Annotated in this window: 26 protein-coding genes and 1 tRNA gene; 2 read left to right on the plus strand and 25 right to left on the minus strand. The window is 63.9% G+C overall.

What is annotated here, in order from left to right; genetic code table 11:
- Nucleotides 1-6: 6 nt before the first annotated feature.
- The 11 genes from J2P76_RS22155 to J2P76_RS22205 are packed head-to-tail and all read right to left on the minus strand — an operon-like array spanning nucleotide 7 to nucleotide 11,744.
- Complete coding sequence (locus J2P76_RS22155) at nucleotides 7-1,161, minus strand: ABC transporter substrate-binding protein (protein ID WP_207410095.1); 1,155 nt, start codon at nucleotides 1,159-1,161, stop codon at nucleotides 7-9.
- A 23-nt stretch (nucleotides 1,162-1,184) separates the two neighbouring features.
- Nucleotides 1,185-1,952, minus strand: a complete 768-nt coding sequence (locus tag J2P76_RS22160; RefSeq protein ID WP_207410097.1) for an SDR family NAD(P)-dependent oxidoreductase — start codon at nucleotides 1,950-1,952, stop codon at nucleotides 1,185-1,187.
- A 25-nt stretch (nucleotides 1,953-1,977) separates the two neighbouring features.
- Nucleotides 1,978-2,874: an NAD(P)-dependent oxidoreductase gene (locus tag J2P76_RS22165; RefSeq protein ID WP_207410099.1), complete on the minus strand. Its 897-nt coding sequence runs from the start codon at nucleotides 2,872-2,874 to the stop codon at nucleotides 1,978-1,980.
- Nucleotides 2,871-3,869: an NAD-dependent epimerase/dehydratase family protein gene (locus J2P76_RS22170; RefSeq protein ID WP_207410101.1), complete on the minus strand. Its 999-nt coding sequence runs from the start codon at nucleotides 3,867-3,869 to the stop codon at nucleotides 2,871-2,873. Before J2P76_RS22170 ends, J2P76_RS22165 begins: the two co-directional genes overlap by 4 nt.
- Before the next feature lie 37 nt (nucleotides 3,870-3,906).
- Nucleotides 3,907-4,869: a Bug family tripartite tricarboxylate transporter substrate binding protein gene (locus J2P76_RS22175; RefSeq protein ID WP_207410103.1), complete on the minus strand. Its 963-nt coding sequence runs from the start codon at nucleotides 4,867-4,869 to the stop codon at nucleotides 3,907-3,909.
- Between the two features lie 48 nt (nucleotides 4,870-4,917).
- A complete protein-coding gene (locus J2P76_RS22180) occupies nucleotides 4,918-5,739 on the minus strand; it encodes an N-acyl homoserine lactonase family protein (RefSeq protein WP_207410105.1) in 822 nt (273 codons plus the stop codon).
- Nucleotide 5,740: 1 nt separating this feature from the next.
- Entirely contained in the window at nucleotides 5,741-7,093 is a 1,353-nt protein-coding gene (locus tag J2P76_RS22185; protein ID WP_207410106.1) for an MmgE/PrpD family protein, read from the minus strand.
- A gap of 48 nt (nucleotides 7,094-7,141) precedes the next feature.
- Entirely contained in the window at nucleotides 7,142-8,542 is a 1,401-nt protein-coding gene (locus J2P76_RS22190; protein WP_207410107.1) for an MmgE/PrpD family protein, read from the minus strand.
- 45 nt (nucleotides 8,543-8,587) lie between these two features.
- Complete coding sequence (locus J2P76_RS22195) at nucleotides 8,588-9,394, minus strand: N-acyl homoserine lactonase family protein (protein WP_207410108.1); 807 nt, start codon at nucleotides 9,392-9,394, stop codon at nucleotides 8,588-8,590.
- Nucleotides 9,395-9,405: 11 nt separating this feature from the next.
- Nucleotides 9,406-10,785, minus strand: a complete 1,380-nt coding sequence (locus J2P76_RS22200; RefSeq protein ID WP_207410109.1) for an MmgE/PrpD family protein — start codon at nucleotides 10,783-10,785, stop codon at nucleotides 9,406-9,408.
- A gap of 2 nt (nucleotides 10,786-10,787) precedes the next feature.
- Nucleotides 10,788-11,744, minus strand: a complete 957-nt coding sequence (locus tag J2P76_RS22205) for a tripartite tricarboxylate transporter substrate binding protein (RefSeq protein WP_207410110.1) — start codon at nucleotides 11,742-11,744, stop codon at nucleotides 10,788-10,790.
- A 227-nt stretch (nucleotides 11,745-11,971) separates the two neighbouring features.
- Between J2P76_RS22205 and J2P76_RS22210 the strand changes: the two genes are divergently transcribed.
- Nucleotides 11,972-12,889: a LysR substrate-binding domain-containing protein gene (locus J2P76_RS22210; protein ID WP_207410111.1), complete on the plus strand. Its 918-nt coding sequence runs from the start codon at nucleotides 11,972-11,974 to the stop codon at nucleotides 12,887-12,889.
- Here the strand turns inward: J2P76_RS22210 and J2P76_RS22215 are convergent.
- Nucleotides 12,879-14,321: an MmgE/PrpD family protein gene (locus J2P76_RS22215; RefSeq protein ID WP_207410112.1), complete on the minus strand. Its 1,443-nt coding sequence runs from the start codon at nucleotides 14,319-14,321 to the stop codon at nucleotides 12,879-12,881. The two genes, J2P76_RS22210 and J2P76_RS22215, sit on opposite strands and share 11 nt — an antisense overlap.
- 168 nt (nucleotides 14,322-14,489) lie before the next feature.
- Between J2P76_RS22215 and J2P76_RS22220 the strand changes: the two genes are divergently transcribed.
- Nucleotides 14,490-15,236 (plus strand): sulfite exporter TauE/SafE family protein, encoded by a 747-nt coding sequence (locus J2P76_RS22220; protein ID WP_207410113.1) that lies wholly within the window; start codon nucleotides 14,490-14,492, stop codon nucleotides 15,234-15,236.
- 582 nt (nucleotides 15,237-15,818) lie between these two features.
- Here the strand turns inward: J2P76_RS22220 and J2P76_RS22225 are convergent.
- From J2P76_RS22225 to J2P76_RS22285, 13 genes are all read right to left on the minus strand, one after another.
- Nucleotides 15,819-16,019 carry a hypothetical protein gene (locus J2P76_RS22225; RefSeq protein WP_207410114.1) on the minus strand — a complete coding sequence of 67 codons (201 nt, stop codon included), beginning with the start codon at nucleotides 16,017-16,019 and terminating at the stop codon, nucleotides 15,819-15,821.
- 611 nt (nucleotides 16,020-16,630) lie between these two features.
- On the minus strand, nucleotides 16,631-16,966 hold the full coding sequence (locus tag J2P76_RS22230; protein WP_207410115.1) for a helix-turn-helix domain-containing protein: 336 nt from the start codon (nucleotides 16,964-16,966) through the stop codon (nucleotides 16,631-16,633).
- 2 nt (nucleotides 16,967-16,968) lie between these two features.
- The gene (locus J2P76_RS23850; protein WP_207410117.1) at nucleotides 16,969-17,256 is read right to left on the minus strand and encodes an AlpA family phage regulatory protein; all 288 of its coding nucleotides are present in this window, start codon (nucleotides 17,254-17,256) and stop codon (nucleotides 16,969-16,971) included.
- Between the two features lie 96 nt (nucleotides 17,257-17,352).
- Nucleotides 17,353-18,396, minus strand: coding sequence for a hypothetical protein (locus J2P76_RS22240; RefSeq protein ID WP_207410119.1), 1,044 nt, complete (start codon nucleotides 18,394-18,396; stop codon nucleotides 17,353-17,355).
- A gap of 99 nt (nucleotides 18,397-18,495) precedes the next feature.
- The gene (locus J2P76_RS22245; RefSeq protein WP_207410120.1) at nucleotides 18,496-19,227 is read right to left on the minus strand and encodes a hypothetical protein; all 732 of its coding nucleotides are present in this window, start codon (nucleotides 19,225-19,227) and stop codon (nucleotides 18,496-18,498) included.
- Nucleotides 19,228-19,304: 77 nt separating this feature from the next.
- The gene (locus J2P76_RS23855) at nucleotides 19,305-19,535 is read right to left on the minus strand and encodes a hypothetical protein (protein WP_207410122.1); all 231 of its coding nucleotides are present in this window, start codon (nucleotides 19,533-19,535) and stop codon (nucleotides 19,305-19,307) included.
- A gap of 64 nt (nucleotides 19,536-19,599) precedes the next feature.
- Entirely contained in the window at nucleotides 19,600-20,106 is a 507-nt protein-coding gene (locus J2P76_RS23860) for a phage integrase central domain-containing protein (RefSeq protein WP_207410124.1), read from the minus strand.
- The gene (locus tag J2P76_RS23865) at nucleotides 20,094-20,543 is read right to left on the minus strand and encodes an Arm DNA-binding domain-containing protein (RefSeq protein WP_207410666.1); all 450 of its coding nucleotides are present in this window, start codon (nucleotides 20,541-20,543) and stop codon (nucleotides 20,094-20,096) included. The genes J2P76_RS23860 and J2P76_RS23865 overlap by 13 nt, the downstream gene beginning before the upstream one ends.
- A gap of 95 nt (nucleotides 20,544-20,638) precedes the next feature.
- A tRNA-Thr gene (locus J2P76_RS22265) sits at nucleotides 20,639-20,714 on the minus strand.
- A gap of 62 nt (nucleotides 20,715-20,776) precedes the next feature.
- Nucleotides 20,777-21,220, minus strand: a complete 444-nt coding sequence (locus tag J2P76_RS22270) for a ClpXP protease specificity-enhancing factor (protein ID WP_207410126.1) — start codon at nucleotides 21,218-21,220, stop codon at nucleotides 20,777-20,779.
- A gap of 18 nt (nucleotides 21,221-21,238) precedes the next feature.
- Nucleotides 21,239-21,850, minus strand: coding sequence for a glutathione S-transferase N-terminal domain-containing protein (locus tag J2P76_RS22275; protein WP_012247147.1), 612 nt, complete (start codon nucleotides 21,848-21,850; stop codon nucleotides 21,239-21,241).
- A gap of 143 nt (nucleotides 21,851-21,993) precedes the next feature.
- On the minus strand, nucleotides 21,994-22,848 hold the full coding sequence (locus J2P76_RS22280) for a cytochrome c1 (protein ID WP_207410128.1): 855 nt from the start codon (nucleotides 22,846-22,848) through the stop codon (nucleotides 21,994-21,996).
- A gap of 19 nt (nucleotides 22,849-22,867) precedes the next feature.
- On the minus strand, nucleotides 22,868-24,256 hold the full coding sequence (locus J2P76_RS22285; RefSeq protein ID WP_207410129.1) for a cytochrome b: 1,389 nt from the start codon (nucleotides 24,254-24,256) through the stop codon (nucleotides 22,868-22,870).
- Nucleotide 24,257 lies beyond the last annotated feature (1 nt).

Raw genomic sequence — 24,257 nt, forward strand, 5'->3', positions numbered from 1 at the left:
TTCTAGTTATTTGCAGGCGGCCAGCGTGCACTTCGCAACGATGACTTCCTTGCCCTGGTGGACTTCCGCCACGTAGAAGGGCATGTTCACCTGCCGGTCGATGCCGTAGGCCTCTTTTCCGGTCCAGTTGAGCGTGCCGAGAATGCCCGGATAGTCGTGCATCGCGGCCAGCGCGTCGGCCACTTTTTTCGTGTCGGTTATGGTTCCCGCCCGGGAAATTGCCTGGAACAGCATGTTGGCGCTGTCGTAGTACGAGGGGCTGAACCCGTTCATGGGTTTGTTGTGGGCCTTGCGGTAGCGTTGCGCGTAGTCGGCAACCGCCTGGTTCGATGGATCGATCGGCGCGTAGACCACCATGCCCTCGGTAGCCTGCGTTCCCGCGACCTTGACGATTTCGGGCGTGGCGGGGCCGCCGCTGCGGATGATCAGCCCCTTGAATCCGAGTTCCCGGGCCTGCTTGACGATCAGGCCGGCCGTCGCCGGCGCGTTGCCGTCCAGATCGATCGCATCCACGCCTTGCGCCATCAGCCGGGTCAGCAGCGGAACCATATCCAGCCGGTCGCGCTCGAACATTTCCTTGGCCGCCAAGGGCACGCCGGCCTTGGTATAGGCGTTCTCGAGGTCGACAACGATCTTCTGGCCCGTTTCGTCGTTCGGGAACAGGCCGCCCACCTTCTTCAGGCCGTATTTCTTGACGGCCCAGGCGACCTGCACCCCGGCCGTTTCGGATGTCGTAAGCACCGGCCGGAACGTCAGGGGCTTGTCCGGCCCCAGCGCCAGGGGCGTAAAGGCCATGGTGGTGGTCAATACACCGTGCTTCTCGACAGTAGGCCCGATTGCCAGGGCGGTCGCCCCGCCCATCGGCCCCATGATGAACTTGACCTTGTCCTCGAAGATCAGCCGGTTGGCGGCGGTCACGGCTTCGCTGGCCTGGTACTTGTCGTCATAGGCGACCAGCTCGATCTTGTAGGACTTGCCGGCCACCTTCAGGCCGCCCTTGGCGTTGACGTCGTCCGCCGCGAATTGCGTCCCGTACAGAATGGCCTGCCCCCAGGGCGCGCCCGGGCCGGAAAGGCTCGCCAGCACGCCGATTTTCAAGGTGTCCTGCGCATGCGCGGAAAACGCCGCGCCGGCCAGAATCACAAATATCAGTTTTTTCATTGTCTCCGTCTCCTTCCCTTCTTCTAGTTTGATAAAACCGCCGCGACTGAACCTCCATCGACGGGAATGACCGTGCCCGTCACATAGCGCGACTCGTCGCCAAGCAGGAAGCGGATCACCGAGGTCACATCGGACGGCTGCGCCACGCGGCCCAGGGGCGAAACGCCCGACACCCGATAGCCGCTGGTGGCCGCGTCGGCTATCAATTTGTGCACCAGCGGGGTATTCACGGTTGCCGGGGCCACGGCATTCACCAGGATGGACTGGCTCGCCAGCTCCACGGCAAGCACCCTGGCGAGGTAGGTCAATGCGACTTTCGACGCCGCATAGGCGCCGCCGCCCGTCTTGGGCCGCAGCGCCGCGGCAGAGGCCACGAACACCACCCGGGCCGGCGCATCCTGCGTTGCTGCGCTCTTCAGCAGGGGATAGGCGGCTTTTGCCGCCAGCCAGCATCCCTTGGTGTTGATGTCGAACAACGCGTCGTAATCGGCCTCTGAAAGTTCCATCAAGGCGCCGGTCCGGAATACGCCGGCCGAACACACCAGCACGTCCACCGCTGCCGTCGCGGCGCTGACGTGTTCAAAGGCCCGGGTCATGGAAGCGCTGCTCGAAGCATCGCACGCAATCGGCACGAATTTGCCCGAAGCGCCTTTGGCGCTTTCCGCCATCCGCCGCAATCTCTGCTCGTCCCGGTCCAGCCCGAAGACCGTATAGCCGCGCTCGAACAAATCCCGGCAGCAATCCGCCCCGATGCCCGAGGCGGCGCCCGTGACCACCGCATGCTTGCCCATTGCCGTCATCTCCTGGTTGCCATGTTTATTTCCCGGCCTGCCGCCGCACCCTGTCCCGGTACATGGCCAGTAGCGCCACCGCGTCTTTTCCCCCGTACCCTTCTTCCAGGGCCTGGCCGAAGAGGCTGCGCACCAAGGTGGCCGCGGGAACCTGCACACCCAGTTCCCGGGCCATCGACAACCCCAGCGCCAGATCCTTTTCCGCCAATTCCAGCTTGAAACGAGGCTCGAAATCTCCCATCAGCGCGGGCGGAAAGCGCTTGGTAAAAGTCATCGAGCGGCCGCCGCTTTCCGACAGCACGTCGAACAGGGTCGCCGAGTCCACGCCCAGGGCTTCGCCCAGCGAGAAGGCCTCGCAGGCCACCAGCAGGTTGCCCATCGCCATGGTGTTATTGATGACTTTGACCACCTTGGCCGTTCCCACCTCTCCCGTGTGCCGGATCGTCGGGCCCAAGGCCTCCAGCAGGGGGCGCGCCTGCGCCAGCACCGCGGCCTCGCCGCCCGCCATGACAATGAGCCTGCCCGCGCGCGCCTCGACGGGGCCGCCGCTGACTGGACAGTCCAGCACCTTCAGCCCGCGCTGCACGGCGCGGCTGGCGACTTCCCGCATCGCGGACGGCTCTATCGTGCTCAGGTCGATCAGGGTCGCGCCGGCGTCCGCCAGCTCGATCATTCCTTCTTTGCCCAGCCAGCTTTGCCTGACGCAGGCCCCGTTCGGCAGGCTGCTCAGCACATAGGCGCGCCCCTGCAGCGCCTCGGCCAGCGTCGACCCGGCCGTCACGCCTTGCGACGCGAGCCGCTTGCGCGTGGCCGGATCGATGTCCCAACCCATGACATCGAATCCCTTTTCCCGCAGGTTGAGTGCCATGGCCGAGCCCATCTGGCCCAGGCCGACCACCGCCACGGTCTGCTTGCCCATCATCCGCCCCTCTTGGCCGCATCCCGCTGTTCGCACCAGGCCACCAGGCGGCGAATGCCTTCTTCAAGCGACACCTCGGGTTCCCATCCCAGCAGGCGGCCGATTTTTTCCCGGCTGAAGGCCAGGTGCGTACCCACCGAGGCGCGTACCGCCGCCGTCGGCGTGCGGTATTCAGGCTTCAGGTCGGATTTCATGACCTTCAGCAGCGTGGCCACCACATCGTTCAAGCTTGTGGCGACGCCGGTGCACACGTTCATGCTTTCGCCGGACACGCCGGACTCCATGGCCAGCACGTTGGCCCGAGCCACATCCGCAACGTGGATGTAGTCGTGGACCTCCCTGCCGTCGTCCGGAATGACGGGGCGTTCTCCCCGCTTGATCCTGTCGTAGTTCTCGACGATGTACAGGGCGTTGACGCCGCGGTAATGCTGGCGTTCGCCGTAGACCGTGGCATAGCGCAGCGAAACCGTCTGCAGCCCGTGCTTCTGGTGGTAATGCCTGCCCAGGTGCTCGCCGATCAGCTTGGATGCCGAGTACAGCGCCGCCGCGGGCTGGAACGGCGCCAGATTGGACGCCGTGGTTTCGTCCATAACGCCCGGAACGGGTTCGCCATAGACTGCGGTAGATGACGAGAAAACCGTCTTCTGCACTCCTTGGTAGCGGCAGGCCTCCAGGACGTTGTTCTGGCCTTGCACATTCACCGTGAGGCCCAGCGCGGGGTTTTGCGACAGCGGCAAGGTAAGGAAAGCCGCAACGGAAAACACGCCTTGCGCGCCCTCGAAGGCGTCATAAAGTTCGCCGACTCGAAGAATGTCTCCCCGCACCACCTCGATCCGGGAATCCTTGAGCAGATCTCCGACTGTTTCCGGCGTGCTCAGGGAATAGTTGTCGAACAGGGTGACATGTTGCGCGCCGCGCGACAGCAGCACTTCGGTAATGTGCGAGCCAATCAGGCTGACTCCGCCGGTGATGACGAACCGGCTTCCAGAAATTTTCATGGCCTTGATCCTGTTTTCGTGGTTTCCGGCAGCGGCCTCAGCCCTGGGGAGTGATCCCGGCCTTGCGGATCATTGCGCCCCAATTGGCGATTTCGCTCTTGAGAAATTCCCCGAACTCGTCTGGCGTGGACAGCTTCACTTGCAGGCCGTGGCTTGCGTATTTGCCTTGCAGCTTCTTGCTGGCCAGCGCGTGTTTCAGCGATGTCGAAAGCCGCTCGACCACCGGCTTCGGCATGCCCGCGGGGCCGCCCATGGCGAACCAGACCACCAGCTGATAGCCAGGCGCGCCGGATTCATTGATGGCCGGAATGTCGGGCACTATCGGGAACCGCGACGCCGTCGTGACCCCCAGCGCCTTCAGTTTTCCGCCCTGGATCTGCGGCACGGCCAGGGACAGGTCGACGAACATGAAATCCACTTGCCGGGACATCACGTCCGTCAGGGCTTGCGGCGACCCCTTGTACGCCACGCCGATCGTCTCGATGCCTCCCATGTCCACCAGTTTCGCGGCCGCGACCTGCGCGCTTCCCGAGCCGTAGGCATAGGTCAGCTTGCCCGGCTCTTTGCGCCCGAGTTCATACAGTTCTTTCGTATTGTTCGGTTCGAACTGAGGGGCCGCCACCAGCACGATGGGCGACTCCGCGATCATGCCGATGGGGGTCAGGTCGCGCAGCGGGTCATAGGGCAGCTTCTTGAACAGCGTGACATTGCTGGCGCCGGTGGTCACGCCCAGCATGACCAGGGTGTAGCCGTCCGGCGGCGCGTCCACGGCCGCCTTGACGCCGATGATGCCCTGCGCGCCGGGCTTGTTGTCCACCACGATGGGCTGGCGCAGGTCTTTCGCCATTTCTTCCGCCAGTTCCCTTGCCACGGTATCCGTGCCGCTGCCCGCGGGGAAAGGAACAATGAGCTTGATGGGACGATCGGGATAGTCCGCCCGGGCGGCCAAAGGCAAAGCCAATGCCAGGGTGCAGCAAAGCGCAAAAGCCAACTTTTTCATCGCATGTCTCCTGATTCTTATGGTTGATGGTCCATCCGGACGCGGCGGCTACTGTGGCTTGGGCGGCACATCCAGCCTTGCCACGATTCCGGCCAGTTCCCGGCTTGCGGGCGGGTACTTGTCCATCACCAGCGGGTCATGGCCGGGGATGATGTGGTCGGGCGACCGGGCCAGCGCCTCGATGCGCGCGTAGCCCTGGAACAGGTCGCCCATGTGGAACACCAGCGTGAAGCCGCGGCGCTGGCGGATATGCTCGTAGAAGTGGCTGGCGTCGGACGCCAGCACCATCCAGCCGCGCGCCGTGTGCACGCGCACCACCTGCATCCCGGCCGTGTGGCCGCCCACGCGGTGCACACTGATGCCCGGCGCGATTTCCGCGTCGCCGTCGTGAAACGCGACCCGGTTGCCGTAGGCCAGCCGGATCAGGCCCGCCACGTGGTCGGGTTCGTATGCCCGGTTGTGCGCCGCGCAGGCCATGTGCCGGCCGGTTGCGTAGTCCATCTCGGCGTCTTGCAAATGGAAGCGTGCATTGGGCCAGGCGTCGAATGTGCCGACGTGGTCGTTGTGCATGTGGGTGATGACGATGTTGCGCACATCGGCCGCCTGGATGCCGATCAGCGCCAGGGCCTGGACGGGGGTGCGCAGCAGGGTGCGGTGGCGCTTGTCGGCCATGTCCTGGAAGAAACCGGTGTCCACCAGCACCAGGCGGTCGCGGTTGCGCACGACCCAGACGTAGTAATCCAGCGGCATGGGCGCATCATGGGGGTCGCCTCCCACGAAGTTGGCCGAACGCCGGGCCGGGCGCGTCGCGTACTTCAGCGCGTACACCTCGTACACGGGCAGCTCGGCGGCCGTCTGGATCATGGCCATGTCAGTTTCCCGCCGGCGCCAGCAGGCGCATCAGCAGGCCGATGTCCTGGCATTGTTCGATGTCCGCCACCATCTCGGCCGCTTCGGCCGCGCGCGACGCGCCGATCACCGGAATGGCCAGGCTGTCGAACTTGGCGCGCAGTTCGTCGTCGGACATGGAGTTCTGGATAGACCCCTTGGGGTAGTCGATCTGCGACACGTAGCGGGCGCCGTCTTCCATTTCCACCGTCAGCCTGCACGACACGCCGCGCGGCAGGGTGTCGTCCACCGTGATCTGCAGCATTTCCGAAAGCCTTGCCAGCATGGGCTCTTTCAGGCGCGCATTGTTGTACTGCGCAAACAATGCCTGGCCGTCGGTAAAGGCAACCGCCACCGAATACGGCAGGCTGACCTGCGCTTCGTGATAGGTCTTGGGCCGGGCGTTCTGGTGGTACAGCGCCCAGTCGGAATGGCGCGCCATGGTCATGCTCTTGATGCGGGCCAGGTCGGGCGCGTACTTCTTGCGGATATCCAGCGCGCAGTCGATGGCGTTGTGGATCGGGCGGGCGCACGAATAGGGCTTGAACTCGATGTCCAGCTGGTAGGGCCGGTCCAGGCCCAGTATCAGCTGGGCGGGGTCGTTGGTATCGGTAAAGGCTTTCAGCCAGCCACGCTCGCCCTCGAAGATGGTGGCCGCGCCCGTGAAACCCAGGTTGGCCATGACGGCGGCGGTGACGCCGCTGCGCGCGGCCGGGCCAGGGTTGAAGCGCTTCTGCATCGAGGGGCCGTACATTTCCATCAGGCCGCCCGACTGCGCGCCGGCCAGGCCCAGCGACGACACGATCTGCTCTTCTGTGTTGCCCAGCAGCAGGCCCGAGGCGACCGTGGCGCCGAAGATGCCGCAAGCGGGCGTGGTGTGGTAGGCGCGATTGCGCAGAGAATTATTGGCCGCCTTGCTCAGGCGTTCCATCATTTCGCAGCCGGCCGCCAGGGCGGCCAGCAGGGCGCGGCCGCCCTGGCCTGTCTGCTCGGCCGTGGCCAGTGCCGCCGAATACACGGGCGGACTGAAGTGGAACAGCGCCAACACGTCGATATCGTCCAGTTCGACGCTGTGGGAAGAAATCGCATTGGCCAGCGCGGCCTGCATGGCCGGCACGCGCCGTCCGTCGCCGATCAGGGTAGCCTGTTCAAAGCCGCCGGCGCAGGCGGCGAATTCGCGCGCGACCTTGCCGCTGCCGGTCTGGCTGCCGGCCACGCCCACGCCCAGGTAGTCCAGCAGCAGGCGCTTGACGGCCTTGCGGGTGGCCGGCGTCAGCGCGTCGTAGTTGAATTTGGCGAAGTGCGAGGCGAGTTGTTCAGCGATGGTTTGTGCCATGGTGGTGTCGTGGATGCGTTGAAAGGCCGGGTCGGGAAAAGGAAAGCGTCAGGCGCGCGAGGCGCCCACAATGGAAATCAGTTCGTCCAGGCTGGCCAGCGTGTCCAGCTGCCTGCACAATTCGACCAGGCGCTCGAGCCGGTCCGCAGGCAGGCAGGAACGGGCCACGTTGCGGAACTTGTATTCCACGTCGCCGGCCGAAATCGGGTTCTCGGGGCTGCCGCGCCGGTTCAGGATGCGGTGCGTCAGCTCGCGACCGTCGCGGGTGCGCACCGTGACGGTGGCGGCGTGGCGGAACGCCGGGCCCATGGCCTCGATTTCCGCGTCTTCAAAGGCCTCGGTGCGCTTGATCAGGTCCAGCAGCGCCGGATCGGCCAGGCGCTGCTCGTCGTACTGGTCGACGAAGGCCACGCCGTCGTGCGCGATCACCGCCAGGCCGTAGTACAGGTTCATTTGCGCGGCTGTCACGCCCTGCGCCTTGTATTCCCAGGCGCAATGCACGTAGGTCATGTGGCTGACCCCGGCCCGTATCGAGGCAATATCGGCCGCCCGCAGGTTGTTGGACTGCATGATGTGCGCCAGCGCGTCCAGCGCGGCGTGGATGCTGGTGACGCTGGCGTGCGGCTTGTAGCCGACCTTGGCGGTTTCCCAGGTTTTGCCCAGGTCGTCGGTCAGGCGCGCGGCGTTGGGCTTGTCAGAGTACGAAGACAGGTAGCCGCCGTAGCTCGCTTCCAGCACGTCGACAATGCCGGTGAAATCGCGCCGCGCAAGCTCAGCTGCGTACACCCCGCTATGCGCGGCGCGGCCGGCGTGGAACCGCTTGACCATCGCGCCTTCCTGCGCGGCCATCAGGCCGCCCGCCTGCGAGCCGGCGATGCCCAGGGCGTGCTGCATGCGGTTCGCGTCGAGCTTCAGCGCCTTGCCCGCCGTGGCCGCCGCCACGAACACGCCCGACGTGCCCTGCGGATGAAAGCCGCGGTAGAACAGGCTCATGGTGGCGGCGTTGCCTACGCGCGTGCCGATCTCGTAGCCGGCCACCAGGGCGGTGACCAGGTCGCGCCCGCTCCAATCGCCGTCGCGTTCGGCATAGGCCAGCGCCACGGGCACGGCGATCGAGCCCGCGTGCACGATGGATTCTTTATGGATATCGTCCAGCTCGAAAGCATGCCCCGCCGTGCCGTTGACCATCACGGCGCCGGCGATCGAGGTCTTGCGGCCGCTGCCCCACAAGCCGGCCACCGGCGCCGCCTGTTCGGCTTCTGCCATGGCCTGCACGCGCTGCGTCCACGGCAGCGTCGCGCCATACAGGCAGCAGCCGATGCTGTCGAGCAGGCTGGTCTTCATGCGGTCCACCGCCTCGGCGGGAATGTCCTCATAGCGGAATTGCGCCGCGAAGCGCGCCAGGTCGCGGGTGGCGTTTTCCAGAAGCGGGGGTTGTGAACTACTCATTGGCATGTCTCTGCGGGGTGAACAAATGTGCGGGCCGGAAATGTGTCAATCGCGGGGCTCTGCATCCAGGCGGACGGCGATGCCCTCGAGCGGGCCGGAGGCCGCCGGATAACGCTGCATGACCAGCGGATCGTGGCCGGGCACGATGTGCCTCGGGCTGTCGGCCAGCATGTCCAGCTTGTTGTATCCATCGATCAATTCGCCCACGTGGAACACGGTGGTGAAGGCGCGCTTCTTCTCGAAATGCTCGTAGTAGTGGCTGCAGTCGGACGCCAGCACGATCCAGCCGCGCCTGGTGTGCACGCGCACGCACTGCAGGCCGTGGGTGTGTCCGCCGATGCGGTGGATGCTCAGGCCGGGAGCCAGCTCGGCGCTGCCTTTGTGAAAACGCACCCGGTCCTTGTAGACGAGGCGCACCATGCCGATCACTTCCTCGGCTTCGTAGCCGTGGTTGAACTGCCGATAGCACATGTGCCGCCCGGTGGCGTATGCCATTTCGTCGTCCTGCAGGTGGAATCGCGCCACCGGAAAGCAGTCGAACGTGCCGACGTGGTCGTAATGCAGGTGCGTGATGATCACGTCTTCTACCTTGCCCACGTCCACGCCCAGCAGCGCCAGGCCTTCGGATGGATGGCGCAGCAGCGTGCGGCCGCGCCTGTTCGCGACTTCGGGGCCGAAGCCCGTGTCAACCACGAATTCCCGGCCGTCGCCGCGCACCAGCCACACGTAATAGTCCATGGGCATCGGCGCATCATGCGGATCGCCGCCGATAAAGTTGTTGGCACGCCTGGCGTCGCGCGTGCCGTAGCGGATGGCGTAGACCTCGTAGTCGGGCAGTGTCGTGTGGCTCATCTATGGTTTCGTCAGGAGGGGTTGGCTTGCAGCAGGTCGTTCAGTGCCTTCACGTCCGGCAACGACGGCAGCGCCATCGCCAGCTCTTTGATCCGGCCCGCGCGCGCGCCGTACAGGGCGCCGGCGGTCAGGTCGAATTTGCGTTCGATGTCAGCCCGCGTGTAGGGCTGCTCGGGCTCGCCCAGCGCACGGTCCAGGGCGTACTTCAGGTCCCGCCCGTCTTCGGTGCGCACACGGATCACGGCGCCGCGCCGGTCCGGGTAGCCTTCATCCAGCGCGGCGTCGGCGCGTACCCGGATGCGCGACATCAGCGCGCGCATGCCGGGGTCGGCCAGCATGGCGTCGGTGTAGCGCACCGGCATGGCGTCGCCCTTGAGCAGCTTTGCCGCGATGGAAAACGCGATCGAGAACTTGGCCTGGTCGGCGTTGGCCGGCTCCGCCACCTCGGCGGCCAGCGTCACGCTGTCCACGCACACCTCCATCGAGGCGATGTCGCGCGGCGCAAGACTGTATTCGCGCGCCAGGGCGGCCGCCGCATCTACCGGCGCGTGGTTGCCGCGGCAGCCGCCATGCATCTTCAGATAGGTTTGCCCGATGCCCCACTGCTGCCCCAGGCCGCGAGTGACTGCGTCGGGCCGCGCGCCCTCGGCGTAGGCCTTGAAGAACCCCTGCTCGATCACTCCGGGCGCGCCGTCGGCCCCCTGGGCGGCATACAGCGCGGCCAGCAGGCCGCCTTCGCTGCTGCGGCCCACCTGCAGAGGCTGGCTGCCGGCATTCTTCAGCGCTTCTTTCAGCCCGGCGCCGTGGCTGCAGGCGATGGCGACGGCATGCGCGGCCCGCTCGGCGGGCAGGCGCAGCAGCACCGCGGCGGCCGCCGCGGTGGCCGGCGCCGCCAGGATGGCCGTGCTCTGGAAGCCGCGCCGCACTGTCGACGGGTAAATGGCGCGTCCCAGGCGCAAGAACACCTCATATCCCGCGGCAATGGCGGCGGCCAGTTCCGCGCCGCTGGCGCCGCGCTCGACGGCCAGGACGAACGCCGCGGGGATCAGCGCCGACGAGGGGTGCCCGCCGGTGTAGCGGCAGCCGTCCTCGAAGTACGTGGAATGCGATACCGCGCTGTTGATGATGACCGCGTCGCGCAAGCCGCGCCGGGCCGCGGTGCCCCACACGGAGATGGGGCCGTCGCCGGGCAGCAGCGCCAGCAGCCCCCGATGGGCGCCCTGCCGCACGCCGCTGGCGGACGCGGCCAGGGTGTCCAGCATGCGCAGTGCCACGGCCTGCTCCACTTCCGCGGGCAGACGCCCGGCCCATGCGCCGGCGATGAACCGGCCCAGGCGGGCGGCCAGCGGCGGCGTGCCGGCGCGGCTGGAAGCTACAGGGGTTGCCGCCATGGTCAGTCCACCTTGAGGCCGATGTCATTGATGACATCGCGCCACTTGACCACGTCGGCGCTCACCCGGGCCGCGGCCGACTCGGGGCTGTCGCCTACCACCTCGGCGCCCTGTCCGGCGAACAGCTGTTTGATGTCGGGTGAATTCAACGCGCGGGCTACGTCGGCGTTGATCTTGGCAATGACCGCCTTGGGCGTGCCCGCCGGCGCGAACAGGCCGTACCAGGTGTCGGCCTCGTAGCCCTTCAGGCCGCTTTCGTCCAGCGTGGGCAGGTCGCGCACCGAAGCAGGCCGCCTTGCGCTGGTCGTGGCCAGGCCGCGCAACTGGCCGGATTTCATATACGGCAGCGCCACCGGAGCGTTGACCATCATCGCCTGCACCCGGCCGGCGATCAGGTCGGTGACGGCCGGGCCGGTGCCCTTGTAGGGCACATGCGTCATCTTCACGCCGGCCATGCGTTCAAGAATGGCCATGGCCAGGTGGGGCGGCGTGCCGTTGCCCGGCGAGGCGAAATTCAGCTGGCCCGGCTTGGCCCGGGCGTAGTCCAGGAATTCCTGGACGGTTTTCACCGGCAGGGACGCAGGCACCGCCAGGATGTTCGGGGTGCTGACCAGCATCGTGACGGCGGTGAAGTCGCGCTCGGCGTCATAACCGGCCGACTTGTACAGGGCCTGGTTGGCCGCCAGCGTGATCACCGGGGTGAACAGCAGGGTGTAGCCGTCGGGCGCCGACCTTGCCGTGGCCGCGGCGCCGACGTTGCCGCCCGCGCCACCGCGGTTTTCGACCACCACCGACTGGCCCCAGTACTCGCCCAGCCGCTGCGCCAGCGGCCGCGCCAGGGTGTCGGTGCCGCCGCCCGGCGGAAACGGCACGATCAGCTTGACGGGGCGGCCGGGAAAGGGCCCGGCGGATTCGCCCGCCGCCTGCGCGGCGCCGCCGCCCAGGCACAGCGCGGCCAAAACGGCGGCTATCCGCGCCGTCCGCGCCAGGTGGCCGGCGGTCCCGGTTTCACATGCATCCACAGCTTTTGTCTCCTGATGCGCGCCGCGTCTGCGGCGCGTGTCTGGTCGAGTATTGATGTGGGCAGTCTAATTACGCTATAAAAACGGATCAATGACTCGAAATTCAAAATACTAGTGAATGAATTTCACTAAATAGATGCACGATAAAAATCGGGAGACCCGGCGTGGAAAATCTCAACGCCCTGCGCGTGTTCGTTCGCGTGGCGGAAACGCGCAGCTTCACCCAGGCCGCCAAGCGGCTGGGGCTCACATCCTCGGCTGTCAGCAAGGCCATCACCCGGCTCGAGCAGGAGCTCAATGTGCGGCTGCTGCACCGCACGACCCGCTCGGTGGGCCTGACCAACGACGGCGCCAGTTTCTTCGAGCACTGCCTGCAGATCCTGGGGCAGATCGAAGACGCCGAGAACCTGCTGGGCCAGGCCACTTCCAGCCCGCACGGGCGGCTGCGCGTGCATCTGCCGGTGGGTTTCGGACGGCGCGTCATCATGCCGATGGTGCCGCGCTTTCTCAAGCAGCACCCTGATCTGGTGCTGGACGCTGAGCTCAGCGACCGCAACGTGGACCTGGCCTACGAAGGCATCGACGTCGCCGTGCAGATCGGCGAACTGGCCGACGCGCGGCTGATCGCCCGCAAGCTGTGCCACCTGCGCTTCATGGCCTGCGCCTCGCCGCAATACCTGGCGGAACACGGCGAGCCCCGCACGCCCGATGAACTCGACCAGCACCACTGCATGGCCTACGTGCTGATGCACACCGGCCGCTATCGCGAGTGGCCGTTCAGCAAGAACGGCGTGCCCTGCCCCAAGACCGTGTCGGGCCAGCTCAACGTCAACAACGCGGAAACGCTGCTGGAGGCGGCCTCGTCGGGCCTGGGCATCGCCATGATCAGCAACTTCACCGCCGCCGACACCATACGCGCGGGGCGGCTGCGCCCGATCCTGACCGATTACGTCGGCGAAGGCCCGGCGGTGTCGGTGGTGTACCTGCCCAGCCGGAATCTTTCACCCAAGGTCCGCGCCTTCGTGAACTTCCTGCTCGAAGAGATCTCCGGCAATCCCGACTGGGACAAGATCACGCCGTGACAGGCAAGTCGGCCGTGCCGCCCACGCGCGCGCGCGCCAGCAGGTCGGCCAGCGGCGTTGCCGAGCCGGCATCGAACATGCCGCGCGCGGCCTCCAGCACGGCGGCGGCCGAATCGGCGCCCACGGCGGCCGAGGCCAGCGACATGAACTTGCCGTCGATCTCGCCGCGCGACATGGGGTTTTCCGGCATGCCGCGCGAATAGTCGACCTTGCGGGTCAGCGTCGTGCCCTGTCTGGTAACCAGTGAGACCTTGCCGCCGTAGATCTCCGGATAGGCGCGGTCGATCTCCGGATCGATCTCGATTTCCACGCGCCGGGACAAGGCCACCACCTGCGGCTCGGCAATGCGCTGCGGGGTGAACTGCTCCAGGTAGGCCTGGCCGTCGAACATGGCCACGGCAATGTTGTAGCGCAGGCTCATCTGGGCGTTCAGCACCGAATCGGCCCGGTATTCGAAGCCCGTTTGCGTGTTGACCACATTGGCCACGCCGGCCACTACGCGCTCGATGTCGGCGGGCGTCAGCCCATGCTCGCGCATCAGGTCCAGCACCGCGTCGACGCAGGCGTGGTTGCTGCCGCAGCAGGCGTGCGGCTTGAAGCAGGTCTCGTCGGAATGCCAGCGGCGGCCCAGGCCCTCGACCAGCATGGCCGGACGCGGCGTGTCGGACATGCCGAACATCAATCCGCCGTCCTCGGCTTCCAGAATGTAGCGCGGGCCGGCGAAACCGCGCTGCGCCAGCAGCGCGGCCATCAGGCCCGCCTGTGCTGACCGGCCGGGATGCATGCGCTTGCTCATCCCGCCGTCGGCCGTGAAGGCCCAGGTGCCCGCCGACTGCGTGCCGGCCAGGCCCAGCGCGCTGGCCGTGGTGCCGGCATCGAGCCCGAGCATCACGCACGCGGCGGCGGCGGCGGCGAAGGTGCCCGCCGTGCCGGTCAGGTGCCAGCCGCGCATGCGCGTACGGCTCGGGTTGAACGCCTGGCTGACGCGGTTCATGGCTTCGTAGCCGGCGGCCATGCCCGCCAGCACCAGGCCGCCGCCGGCGCCCTGGCGTTCGGCCAGCGCCAGTACCACGGGCACCACCAGCGCGCCCGGATGGATCTTGGCGCGGCTGTGGTCGTCAAAGTCGAAGCTGTGAATGGCGGTGCCGCCGGCCAGCACGGTGTTGACCGCGCTTACCCGCGCGCCGCCGCCCCACAGGGCGGCCTCGGCCGGGCCCTGCTGCTCGCGGGCGAACTCGGCCATGATGCGGCCCCATGGCGTGGTCAGCCCGTACAGGCCGCAGCCCAGCGCATCCACCAGGGCATCGTCCAGAATATTCCGGGTCTTGCCGGGAATGTCGCCGGGCCTGATCCCCGCGATGAAAGCCGCCAGTTCCTGGGTCACGCCGCGATGCTCGCGCGCCAGTTTCTTCCAGGTTTCCAGATCGTCCACGCTTGCCGCTCCTTGTTAAGACGTGCGGGCCCGCCTGCCGGCTTCGGCCTCGCCAGGTCGATGATAGGAGCGGCGCGCGCGGGCATCTATCGGCCGTGGATCAGATCAGTTGTGAACGGCATTCAGCAGTCTTCACGCTACACTGCCGTCCGTTCATGCGAGAGCGCCATGGCCTTTGTTCCACCCGAGATCACGCCCGTCTTTGCCGCCATCCTGGTGATCACCAGTTTTCTGACCTCGGCGTTGACGGCCGCGATGGGCCTGGGCGGGGGCGTGGCCATGCTGGCCGTGCTCAGCCTGGGCCTGCCGGTGACCAGCGTGCTGCCCGTACATGGCGTGGTGCAAATGGGCTCGAACAGCGGGCGCGTCATCATCCAGCGCCGCCACCTGGTGGCCCCGGTGCTGCTGTGGTTCGCCTTGGGCAGCGCGGCCGGCGTCGCGCTGGGTGCCTCGGTGGTGGTCAGCATCCCCGACGCGCTGGCCAAGGGGGCGCTGGCGCTGTTCATTTTGTGGTCGGTGTACCGCAAGAAGCCCAGCGCCACGGCCCGGCGCCACGGCAAGGCCTATTTCGTGCTGGGCGGGGCGGTATCCAGTTTCTGCACCATGCTGGTGGGCGCCACCGGCCCGCTGGTGGCCGCGCTGCTGGCCCGCACCGGCCTGATCAAGCAGCCGCTGGTGGCCACGCACGCGGCGTGCATGGTGATCCAGCACGGCATGAAGATCCTGGTCTTCGGCACGCTGGGCTTTGCCTACGCACAATGGAGCCCGCTGATCGCAACAATGATCGCCAGCGGCGTGGCCGGCACCTGGGTGGGCACGCGCACCCTGGACAACCTGCCCGAGGCCACATTCCGGCTGGGCTTCAAGATCGTCATGACCGCGGCCAGCCTGCACATGATCTGGCAGGCTTTCTGAAGGTGAAAGGAGCGAAACTGTTGCCGGAAAACCGTATTAGCGCTAGCTCTGAGATTTAGCGGTCTTTCAGATACCCCCAAATACCGCCAGACGGAGAGCGCTGGCGAACTTGGAGGGTCAAGATTGGATTGATTTGCTGCGCCAGACGCAGATCAAGGCTGAGATAGAGGAGCGTCAATGACGCCCTTACAGACGATTGGGAAAGTCAGTCCGCTCCAATCGGAGCGGCATTCCGTCGACACAAGTCGGCAACTTCTTTGCGACCGCCGCCTCAATCAGACGGATATTTGCCATGGCAATTTGATAGTAAGCGTCACAGCTATGCAGATCGTCCATGCTGGCCAGTTGATCGAGTACGCGGGTTGGAACCTGGCAGACGATTTGAGTGCCATTTACGAAAACGTCGACGTCAATGTGGCCAGGTTTCATAGCGCGTCCTTTGCACGAAGGCTTGTGCTCGGCCAATCGTACCCGAACCTTGGAGCAGTAGCATGATCACCGACATCAACCACTTTCGTCCGTTCCTTGCCTGGGGCGGCGTGGCCGTGTGCTGAGGTGATGCGGCATGAGATAGTCCGCGGATTAAGTCTTACTCCAACCGGTCACCGCGCCGAGCAGGCGATGCAAGTCGCCCGCATGCTCACCAATGGCTTCCTGAAGGTCAGGCTGCCAATGCTCGGCCATTTTAGCAAGTCCGGCTAATAGCACCCCCACATCAGCCAGATCGAGGTTTATATAGTATTGATACCGGCCACTCAAAGCTGTGTCGAGACAATTGTTCATAAGCAGGCTAACCTCAGGCTGCCCATCCGCTCGCCGACCTCGATCAAACCGAATTGGATCTTGAGTGTATACATGGCCTCCGGGCCCTTCCCGGCGGTTCGTTCCATGCCTAGAGATCTTCATTATTCACCCCCGTCCGAATAATCACGCCGCCCATGTATCACGGTCCCCAAAGCGCATCCACTGCGCACGCAGTTGGAGGTATAGCATGACGGCCCTCAATGTCACCCCCACCGTAGTGTCAGCATGACCAACGGGCATCTCGCCCTCCGGTCAAGCCAGCCGATCCAGGCGCGTTCTACCATCTGCCAGCAGATCGGCCAGGGCATACCAAGTTGCCGCATACCAGCTCGCCCGATGGGGCCGTTGGCCTTTGACGGTCTAGTGAATCAGGCCGATGGTCAGCAACTCGCGAAGGGCTGGGGGTGGTTGCCAGTAACCGCCCGTTGTTGTCGCGGCCAAGCTGGCGGGCCAGTTTGACCAGCAGCGCTTTGGCAGGATGATCCAAACCGACTATGTCGCGCTACCTAACACCACGATGGGCAAGGCTATAAAGCCTGTACCGCCGCGTTGTGTGTCGCGCTTACGCCTTCTGTTTCGCCCGTTCGCCATTACACCGGCACCAGCACCGGGCGTTCGTTATTAGCGGGGCCGGCCGGTTCATCCATGAGCGAGTAAAGTGCCACGCCGTCATGCTGGTAACCCTCTTCGTCCCAAATGCTCACGCGCTCGGTGATGATGACGTAACCTTTGCGCCGCAGCTCTAGTACGCGGGTGTTTGCTTGGTAGCAGCCTAAGCGCCGCAGCTCGTAAGACGTGTGGGGACGCTGGCGTAGGGCTCTCAAGATGCGGGCGTGTTGCGCTTCCGTGGCGGTAGAATATTGGCCACGATGCGCCCCCCGGCTGTCGTTTCGGTCCCCCGTGGCGGGCTTTTTCATGTTTGCCATGATCAGCCCTCCGCACGCTGGGAAGCGTGCCATACGTTAGGGTCATTCAGCCATGTCAGCACGTCAGCAGAGCGCCAGGCCGTGATAGCTTCGAATCGGACAGGTTGGGGAAATTTGCCTTTGCGGCTCCAGTTCCAGGCTGTGCCTTTGCTGACGCCAGTGGCGACCACTACGGCAGGTAGGCGCATGAAGGATGCCGCGCCAACATCGGGTGGCATGGGAACGGGTTTGGTGTTGGGGGCGAACGGGCGAAGGGCCGTGACCTTGGATTGGGCCGTGCTGGTACGCATTTAAGACTCCGTTGATAGATAACGGAATCAAGTTTGATGATGTGCCCCCGGCTTGAGGCCAAACTTGGTTTCGGCAAGTCAAATTTGGGATTGGAGCTAGATTTTATGCGGGTTTCCTGGCAGTAGTTTCCAAGCATCTTTCAGCTTGTCGCGAATAGTCTGATCGGAAATTGATAGGCCCGCCCGTTGAGCATCGGCCAGAATTTCGGATACGGCAGATTTGGCCTTATTCGCCGGGTCGTGTTTGTAACCCTCTTTCGCCATAGCTGCTATCAGGGTTAGCAGGGTTTCGCGCTCGCGGGCGCTGAGGGGCTTTTCTTCGCCGCTAGGAGGGCCACCAAGTGATTTTTCAAAATCTCGCAATGCGGATGTTCTAACAACGATCATTGAATCATTGGGCAATGCCTCGGAGGGGTAGAAGTTTTCGTGATACGGCTTTTCCTTCCTCCTTTTCTTGTACTCTTTGCGCCTCGTTTCAAAAGCGGCTCGCTGCTTGTCGGCTTCGTCCGCTGGAATGCCATCCTCAACAATGCGCCTCTCCAGTTCTAGCCCCTCAGCTTTTGATCCTCTTTGATATTCGTTATCGTCAAAATCTGCTTGAATCTGACATATGGAGTCTTCACTATGCCAGATGAACGCACCTTCCATGGTTTCCGCTGTTATCGATGGGCCGCCTGTAATGCTTAAGCACTCATGTTCTACATCAAGCCTTTCACCGCCAAACATTGGTAAATCCCATAGTCCCCAAACTGTGGAGATTGTCTCCCGTTCCAGGGTAATCCACTGCGTATCATTCAACCGCAATGAAGTAATGAACGGCACTTCTTCGGAGTCATCATCAATAGCCGTCAGGCTCGCTAGATTTTTTTGAACCATTGACTTCGGGACGTGCATCCAATCGAGGCCCTCGGGAATCCTATTGTTTTTGAGAGCATCGACCACATCATCAAGGCGGTGGGTCACAATCTTGCCGCGCTTAACCGTTGCTCCATTTGGTAGGTAGATAGATAAAGTGATGTGCCCATCTAGTGCCAGTCGCAATACATCGGCCTCGTTGACTTCCTCACCAAGAGAGACAGAAAGGTACTTGGCGGCATCGGCTACCGTGACCCACTCTTTCAAGCTAAATAGCTTTCCCATGCGCTCACCTTTGCGCCGCCTAGTCGAGTAAGTGCCAGCATCGGACCAGTAGGCGTTCCGGCTTTTTGCCCCGTCGGGCTAGGTGCGGGCGACAAAAGGTTAATTCTCCAGTAGGCCAGTAGACCAAACAAGACGAAGATGACTACGAGTAGCCTGGAATGATTGAGGAACACGGGGGAAAGCTATTCCAGTACGGAGACGGGCGGGGCGAAGCAACGATTGGACCTCATATCGCCATTTCGTTTCAGCAGCGTCCCACAAGGCCCGGCGGCGATCGTTCTCTTCGGCAGAGATATAAATCCAGACATGAAACATCTTTCCAGAACCGCGAAATATACACTTTGCGCCAGTTGCTTTAGCTTCTGTGGGTTGACTCGATTGGGGGTGAGTGTCTAACACTTGACCATTTGGAAGTATGGTCACGCATGTCTTTCTCATTCCAGGCCTGCCCGGAAATTGATGCGCGCAAATCAAGCCTGCAGCGCTCAAGGCATCGTCATGACCACGATATTCATCAGCCCAAAATCCCTCGCGTTTTTCAACACCAAGGAATGCCGGCTCCCATGCCGGGCTAGGCCGCTTAGGCCAATTCGGAAAATAAATATGCGCCGTGAATCTGCCTTCTTGGGTATAGCAATTCTTGATTACAACTAAGTAACCGCGTGGATCGCGTGCCCGCAATACTCGCTTTGGGCCTTCGGGCTCCCCGGGGAAGGTGAGGCCTACGCCGATACCGAACGCTTGCAGTTGCTCTTTCGTTCCGTCAATACAATCACCCCAGTCATACTGTCGATATTCAGCATCCAAGCTACTATCTTGATCAGCTTTCATTTGATCCTCCATGGATCATATGCGAGTCAGGCGGTCTTTGTGCTGTAACACTCTGGCCATCGCTTTGCCCGAAACCGTCAGGCAGCGGTAAAACTCCATGCTGCGTGGGGGCGCGCCAGCGGGATGACATCCCACTGGCTTCCAGCGCATCCAAGTAGTTCGCCCAGGCCTGCATCATAGCTACGCTCTTTGATGAACCTCGTCCAGTTATAGGCCAGCCCCAGGGTGTCAGGCACGCTATGGGCAAGCTGATGCTCGATGATCTCGGGCTTCTGCTCCAATTCCTCATGCAAGATGATGCGGGCCATCGCGCGGGAGCCGTGGCCGGTAATTTCGATCTTGGTATCGTAGCCCCTGCGACGCAGGGGAGCATTAAGTGCCGCCATGGCTCATGGGCCGGTCATAGCTGCGCGCCCCTGGGAACACATATCGGCCGTGCCCGGTCAAGGCGTGAAGCTGGCGCAGCACATTCACGGCTTGGCGCGCCAGCGAGACAAGGTGCGCAGTGCCGGTCTTCGACACGGTATAGCGCCACTCGGCTTTGCCCAGGTCGATATGTCCCCATTCCGCCTGCCGTGGCTCGCCACGGCGTACAAAGAGCATGGGGGCGAGCCGCCGAGCGCATTGGACGATGAACGTCCCAGAGAACCCCTCAAAGGCCCGCAGCATCTTTCCCACCTTGGCCGGGTCGGTTTTGCAGTGGCCCTCCTTGATGCCGTAGCGAAAGACCATGCTGATCTTGCTGCGGATCTTATGGGCGGTATGCCGCGCCCCCCGTCCGTCTACGCGTTTCAGCACGGCCAGGATTTCGGAAGCGTCGATTTCAGTGATTGGCCGTTTGTCCGTCCAGGGGAAAACATCGTTTTCTATCCGGGCCACGGTATGGGCATGGGTGCTGTCCGATATCTTGGGGGCAGTGTTCTTCCATCCAGGCCCGCGCCACGGCCCGGAACGAGTTTGCCGCCGCCAGCTTTGCCGCCCGCTTGTCGGCTTTCTTGGACTCGCTGCGGTCTTGCCCCCTCGGCCAGCAGTTTGCGGGCTTCCTGGTGCCTATCTCGGGCTTTGGCCAGGGTCACGTCGGGGTAGACGCCCAGCCTTGCCAGCATAGCGGTACTTCCAGCGCCAGTATCGCGCTCCGCCGAGGTCACCAGCAGGTATGGCCCGTCGCCGCCGGCCAGCTTGACGGGTTTGGGGCCGGGCTTGGTTTGCCGGATGGCGGTATCGGTCAGGGGTATTTGAGGGTATCTCCGTCCAGAAAATCTGGGGGCAAGTGTCTGATACCCAAAAAGATACCACCGAGAATGGGGGTATGGCAGTACCCAGGCTTAGACTGCTTTGAGCAACAAAAAACCCGCAAATTGTTGATTTTTGCGGGTTTCTGCTTGGAGTTGATCTTGCTTGAACAGGTAAATGGTGCCGGTGAAAGGAATCGAACCCTCGACCTTCTCATTACAAGTGAGCTGCTCTACCAACTGAGCTACACCGGCGGATGCGCCGCCACGGCGTGGCGGGCGGGGACTGTATTGTAAATAAAGCGGGCGCCCGGCCCTTATTTGACGATGGTCAGGTGCGGGCGCTTGGGTTCGTCGTCGCCGCCATCGGCTGGGGCCGTGGAGGTATCGCCGGCGGCGTCGGGGGCGGCCGGGTCGGCGGCGGTTTCTTCGCGGCTGGGCGCTTCGTAGGGCTGGACTTCGAAACCCATGCCGGCGCCGGTTTCGCGCGCGTAGATGGCGCTGACGGATGCCACCGGCACCAGCACGTTTTCGGTGACGCCGCTGAAACGGGCCTGGAACTCGATGAATTCGTTGCCCAGCACCAGTTTGTTGGTGGCCAGCGTGCCCACGTTCAGCGTGATCTGGCCGTCGCGCACATGGGCCACGGGCACCAGGGTGTGCTCGTCGACCTGCACGGTGATGTACGGCGTGTAGCCGTTATCGGTGCACCATTCGTGCAGTGCGCGCAGCAGATACGGCTTGGTGGAAGTTTCACCCATATTGCACAACCCTCGCGCTTAGCGACGCATCACTTTTTCGGACGGCGTCAGCGCCTCGATGTAGGCGGGACGCGAGAAGATGCGTTCGGCGTACTTTTGCAGCGGCGCGGCGTTCTTGGGCAGTTCGATGCCGTAGTGGTCCAGGCGCCACAGCAGCGGGGCCACGGCCACGTCCAGCATCGAGAACTCGTCGCCCAGCATGTACTTGTTCTTGAGCAGCAGCGGCGCCAATTGGGCCAGCCGGTCGCGGATGTTCTGCCGCGCGGTGGCCAGCTTTTTCTCGTCGGGCTTGGCGCTGCGGTCTTCCAGCGTGGAAACGTGGACGAACAGCTCTTTTTCGAAGTTGTACAGGAACAGCCGGGTGCGCGCGCGCATCACCGGATCGGCCGGCATCAGCTGGGGATGCGGGAAGCGCTCGTCGATGTACTCGTTGATGATGTTCGATTCGTACAGCACCAGATCGCGCTCGACCAGGATGGGCACCTGGCCGTACGGGTTCATGACCGAAATGTCTTCGGGCTTGTTGTACAGGTCGATGTCGCGGATTTCGAAATCCATGCCTTTTTCGAACAGCACGAAGCGGCAGCGTTGCGAAAAGGGGCAGGTGGTTCCGGAATAGAGCACCATCATGGCGGTAAGTCCTTGTATGAAAAGCGAAAGGCCAGCGCTGCTAATCTAGCAAACGCTGGCCCCGATTGCCAGGGTGGGGCAGGCGTGCCGCCCTATCGGGTAGATGTTGCCGGCCGGAGCCGGCAACCTGGCGGGGCGGAAGATCAGCGCACGTGCTTCCAGTAAGAGGCGTTCAGGCGCCAGGCCACGACCAGGAACAGGCCCAGGAACAGCAGCACCCACACGCCCAGTTGCTTGCGGAACAGCTGGCCGGGCTCGGCCATCCAGGCCAGGAACGCCGTCAGGTCGGCTACATCGTTATCGTAGGCCGCCGCCTTGGCCGGGTCCAGCGCCTTGAACCGGGCCTCGACCGAGGCGTGGCCGTGGAATTCGGCGACGGGCTCGGTCTTGACGGTGGCATAGCCCTGCGGGTCGTAGGTGGTGGTGACGCGCTGCCAGCTGTGCGCGCCGTCTTTGCCTTCGACCTCGTGCATGGCCACCGTGGTGAGCTCGCGCGGGCCCTGCAGTTCCCACAGCACGTGCGGCATGCCCACGTTGGGGAACACCAGGTTGTTCCAGCCGGTGGCGCGCGCGGTGTCGCGGTAGAACGTGCGCAGGTAGGTGTAGATGTAGTCGGCGCCCGAGGGGCCGGCGTTGATCGACTTGGCGCGCGCCATGACGGACAGGTCGGGCGGGGTGGTGCCGAACCAGCGCTTGGCGTCTTCCGGGCGCATGGCCACGTGCATCAGGTCGCCGACCTTTTCGCCCGTGAACAACAGGTTTTCCTTGATCTGCTCGTCGGTCAGGCCGATGTCCTGCAGCTTGTTGTAGCGCATGGCGGACGCGCTGTGGCAGTTAAGGCAGTAGTTGACGAACAGTTTGGCGCCGTTTTGCAGGGCGGCGACGTCGTTGACGCGGTTGGGGGCGGCGTCCAGGGGGTAGCCGCCCTCGGAGGCGTACGCGGCCGTGCACGCGAGTGTGAATGCGACGGCGCCAATCAGCTTCTTGATCATGGTCATTCCGATATGGGTACGTGGCTCAGTGGGCATGGAACGTCACGCGGTCGGGGACCGGCTTGAACGTGCCCAGACGGCTCCAGACGGGCATCAGGAAGAAGAAGCCCAGGTAGATCAGCGTGCCGATCTGCGACATGAGGTTGTACGCATCGTTGGGCGGCTGCGTGCCCAGGAAGCCCAGCACCAGGAAATTGACGATGAAAATGCCGTAGAACCACTTGTGCCACGTGGGGCGGTAGCGGATCGACTTGACCGGCGAGTGGTCGAGCCACGGCAGGAAGAACAGGATGACGACCGCGCCGCCCATGGCCACCACGCCCCAGAACTTGGCGTCGATGACGCGCAGCAGCACGGCCACCACGATCAGCAGGCCCGGCACGGCGATGCGCAGGAAGCCTTTCAGATTGCTCTTGACCAGCAGCGCGATGGCGCCCAGTACGGCGGCCCCGGCCAGCACCCACGTGAATTCGTTGGTGGTGGCGCGCAGCATGGAGTAGAACGGCGTGAAGTACCACACCGGCGCGATGTGCGGGGGCGTCTTCAGCGGGTCGGCCGGGATGAAGTTGTTGTATTCCAGGAAGTACCCGCCCATTTCGGGGCCGAAGAACACGATGGCCGCGAAGATGATCAGAAAGCCCGCCACGCCCATGATGTCGTGCACCGTGTAGAACGGGTGGAACGGGATGGCGTCTTTCGGCCGGCCGTGCTTGTCTTTCGGGCCCTGCTTGATCTCGATGCCGTCGGGGTTGTTCGAGCCGACTTCATGCAGCGCCACGATGTGCGCGGCCACCAGGCCAATCAGCACGAGCGGGATGGCGATGACGTGGAACGAGAAGAAGCGGTTCAGGGTGGCGTCGGACACGACGTAGTCGCCGCGGATCCAGATGGACAGTTCAGGGCCGATGAACGGGATGGCCGAGAACAGGTTCACGATGACCTGCGCGCCCCAGTAGGACATCTGGCCCCAGGGCAGCAGGTAGCCGAAGAAGGCTTCGCCCATCAGGCACAGGAAGATGGCCACGCCGAAGATCCAGACCAGCTCGCGCGGCTTGCGGTACGAGCCGTAGAACAGCCCGCGCAGCATGTGCAGGTAGACCACCACGAAGAACATCGAGGCGCCGGTGGAGTGCATGTAGCGCACCAGCCAGCCCCATGGCACTTCGCGCATGATGTACTCGACCGACAGGAACGCGCGTTCGGCGTCGGGCTTGTAGTGCATGACCAGGAAGATGCCGGTGACGATCTGGATGACCAGGACCAGCAGGGCCAGGGATCCGAAGAAGTACCAGAAGTTGAAATTCTTGGGCGCGTAGTACTCGGACAGGTGCGCCTTCCAGGTAGAGGTTACCGGGAAGCGCCGGTCCAGCCAGCCCAGCAGGCCTGTTGTCTCGACGGTTTTTTCGCCAGCCATC

This window comes from Bordetella petrii (assembly GCF_017356245.1).
Classification (GTDB): domain Bacteria; phylum Pseudomonadota; class Gammaproteobacteria; order Burkholderiales; family Burkholderiaceae_B; genus Bordetella_A; species Bordetella_A petrii_D.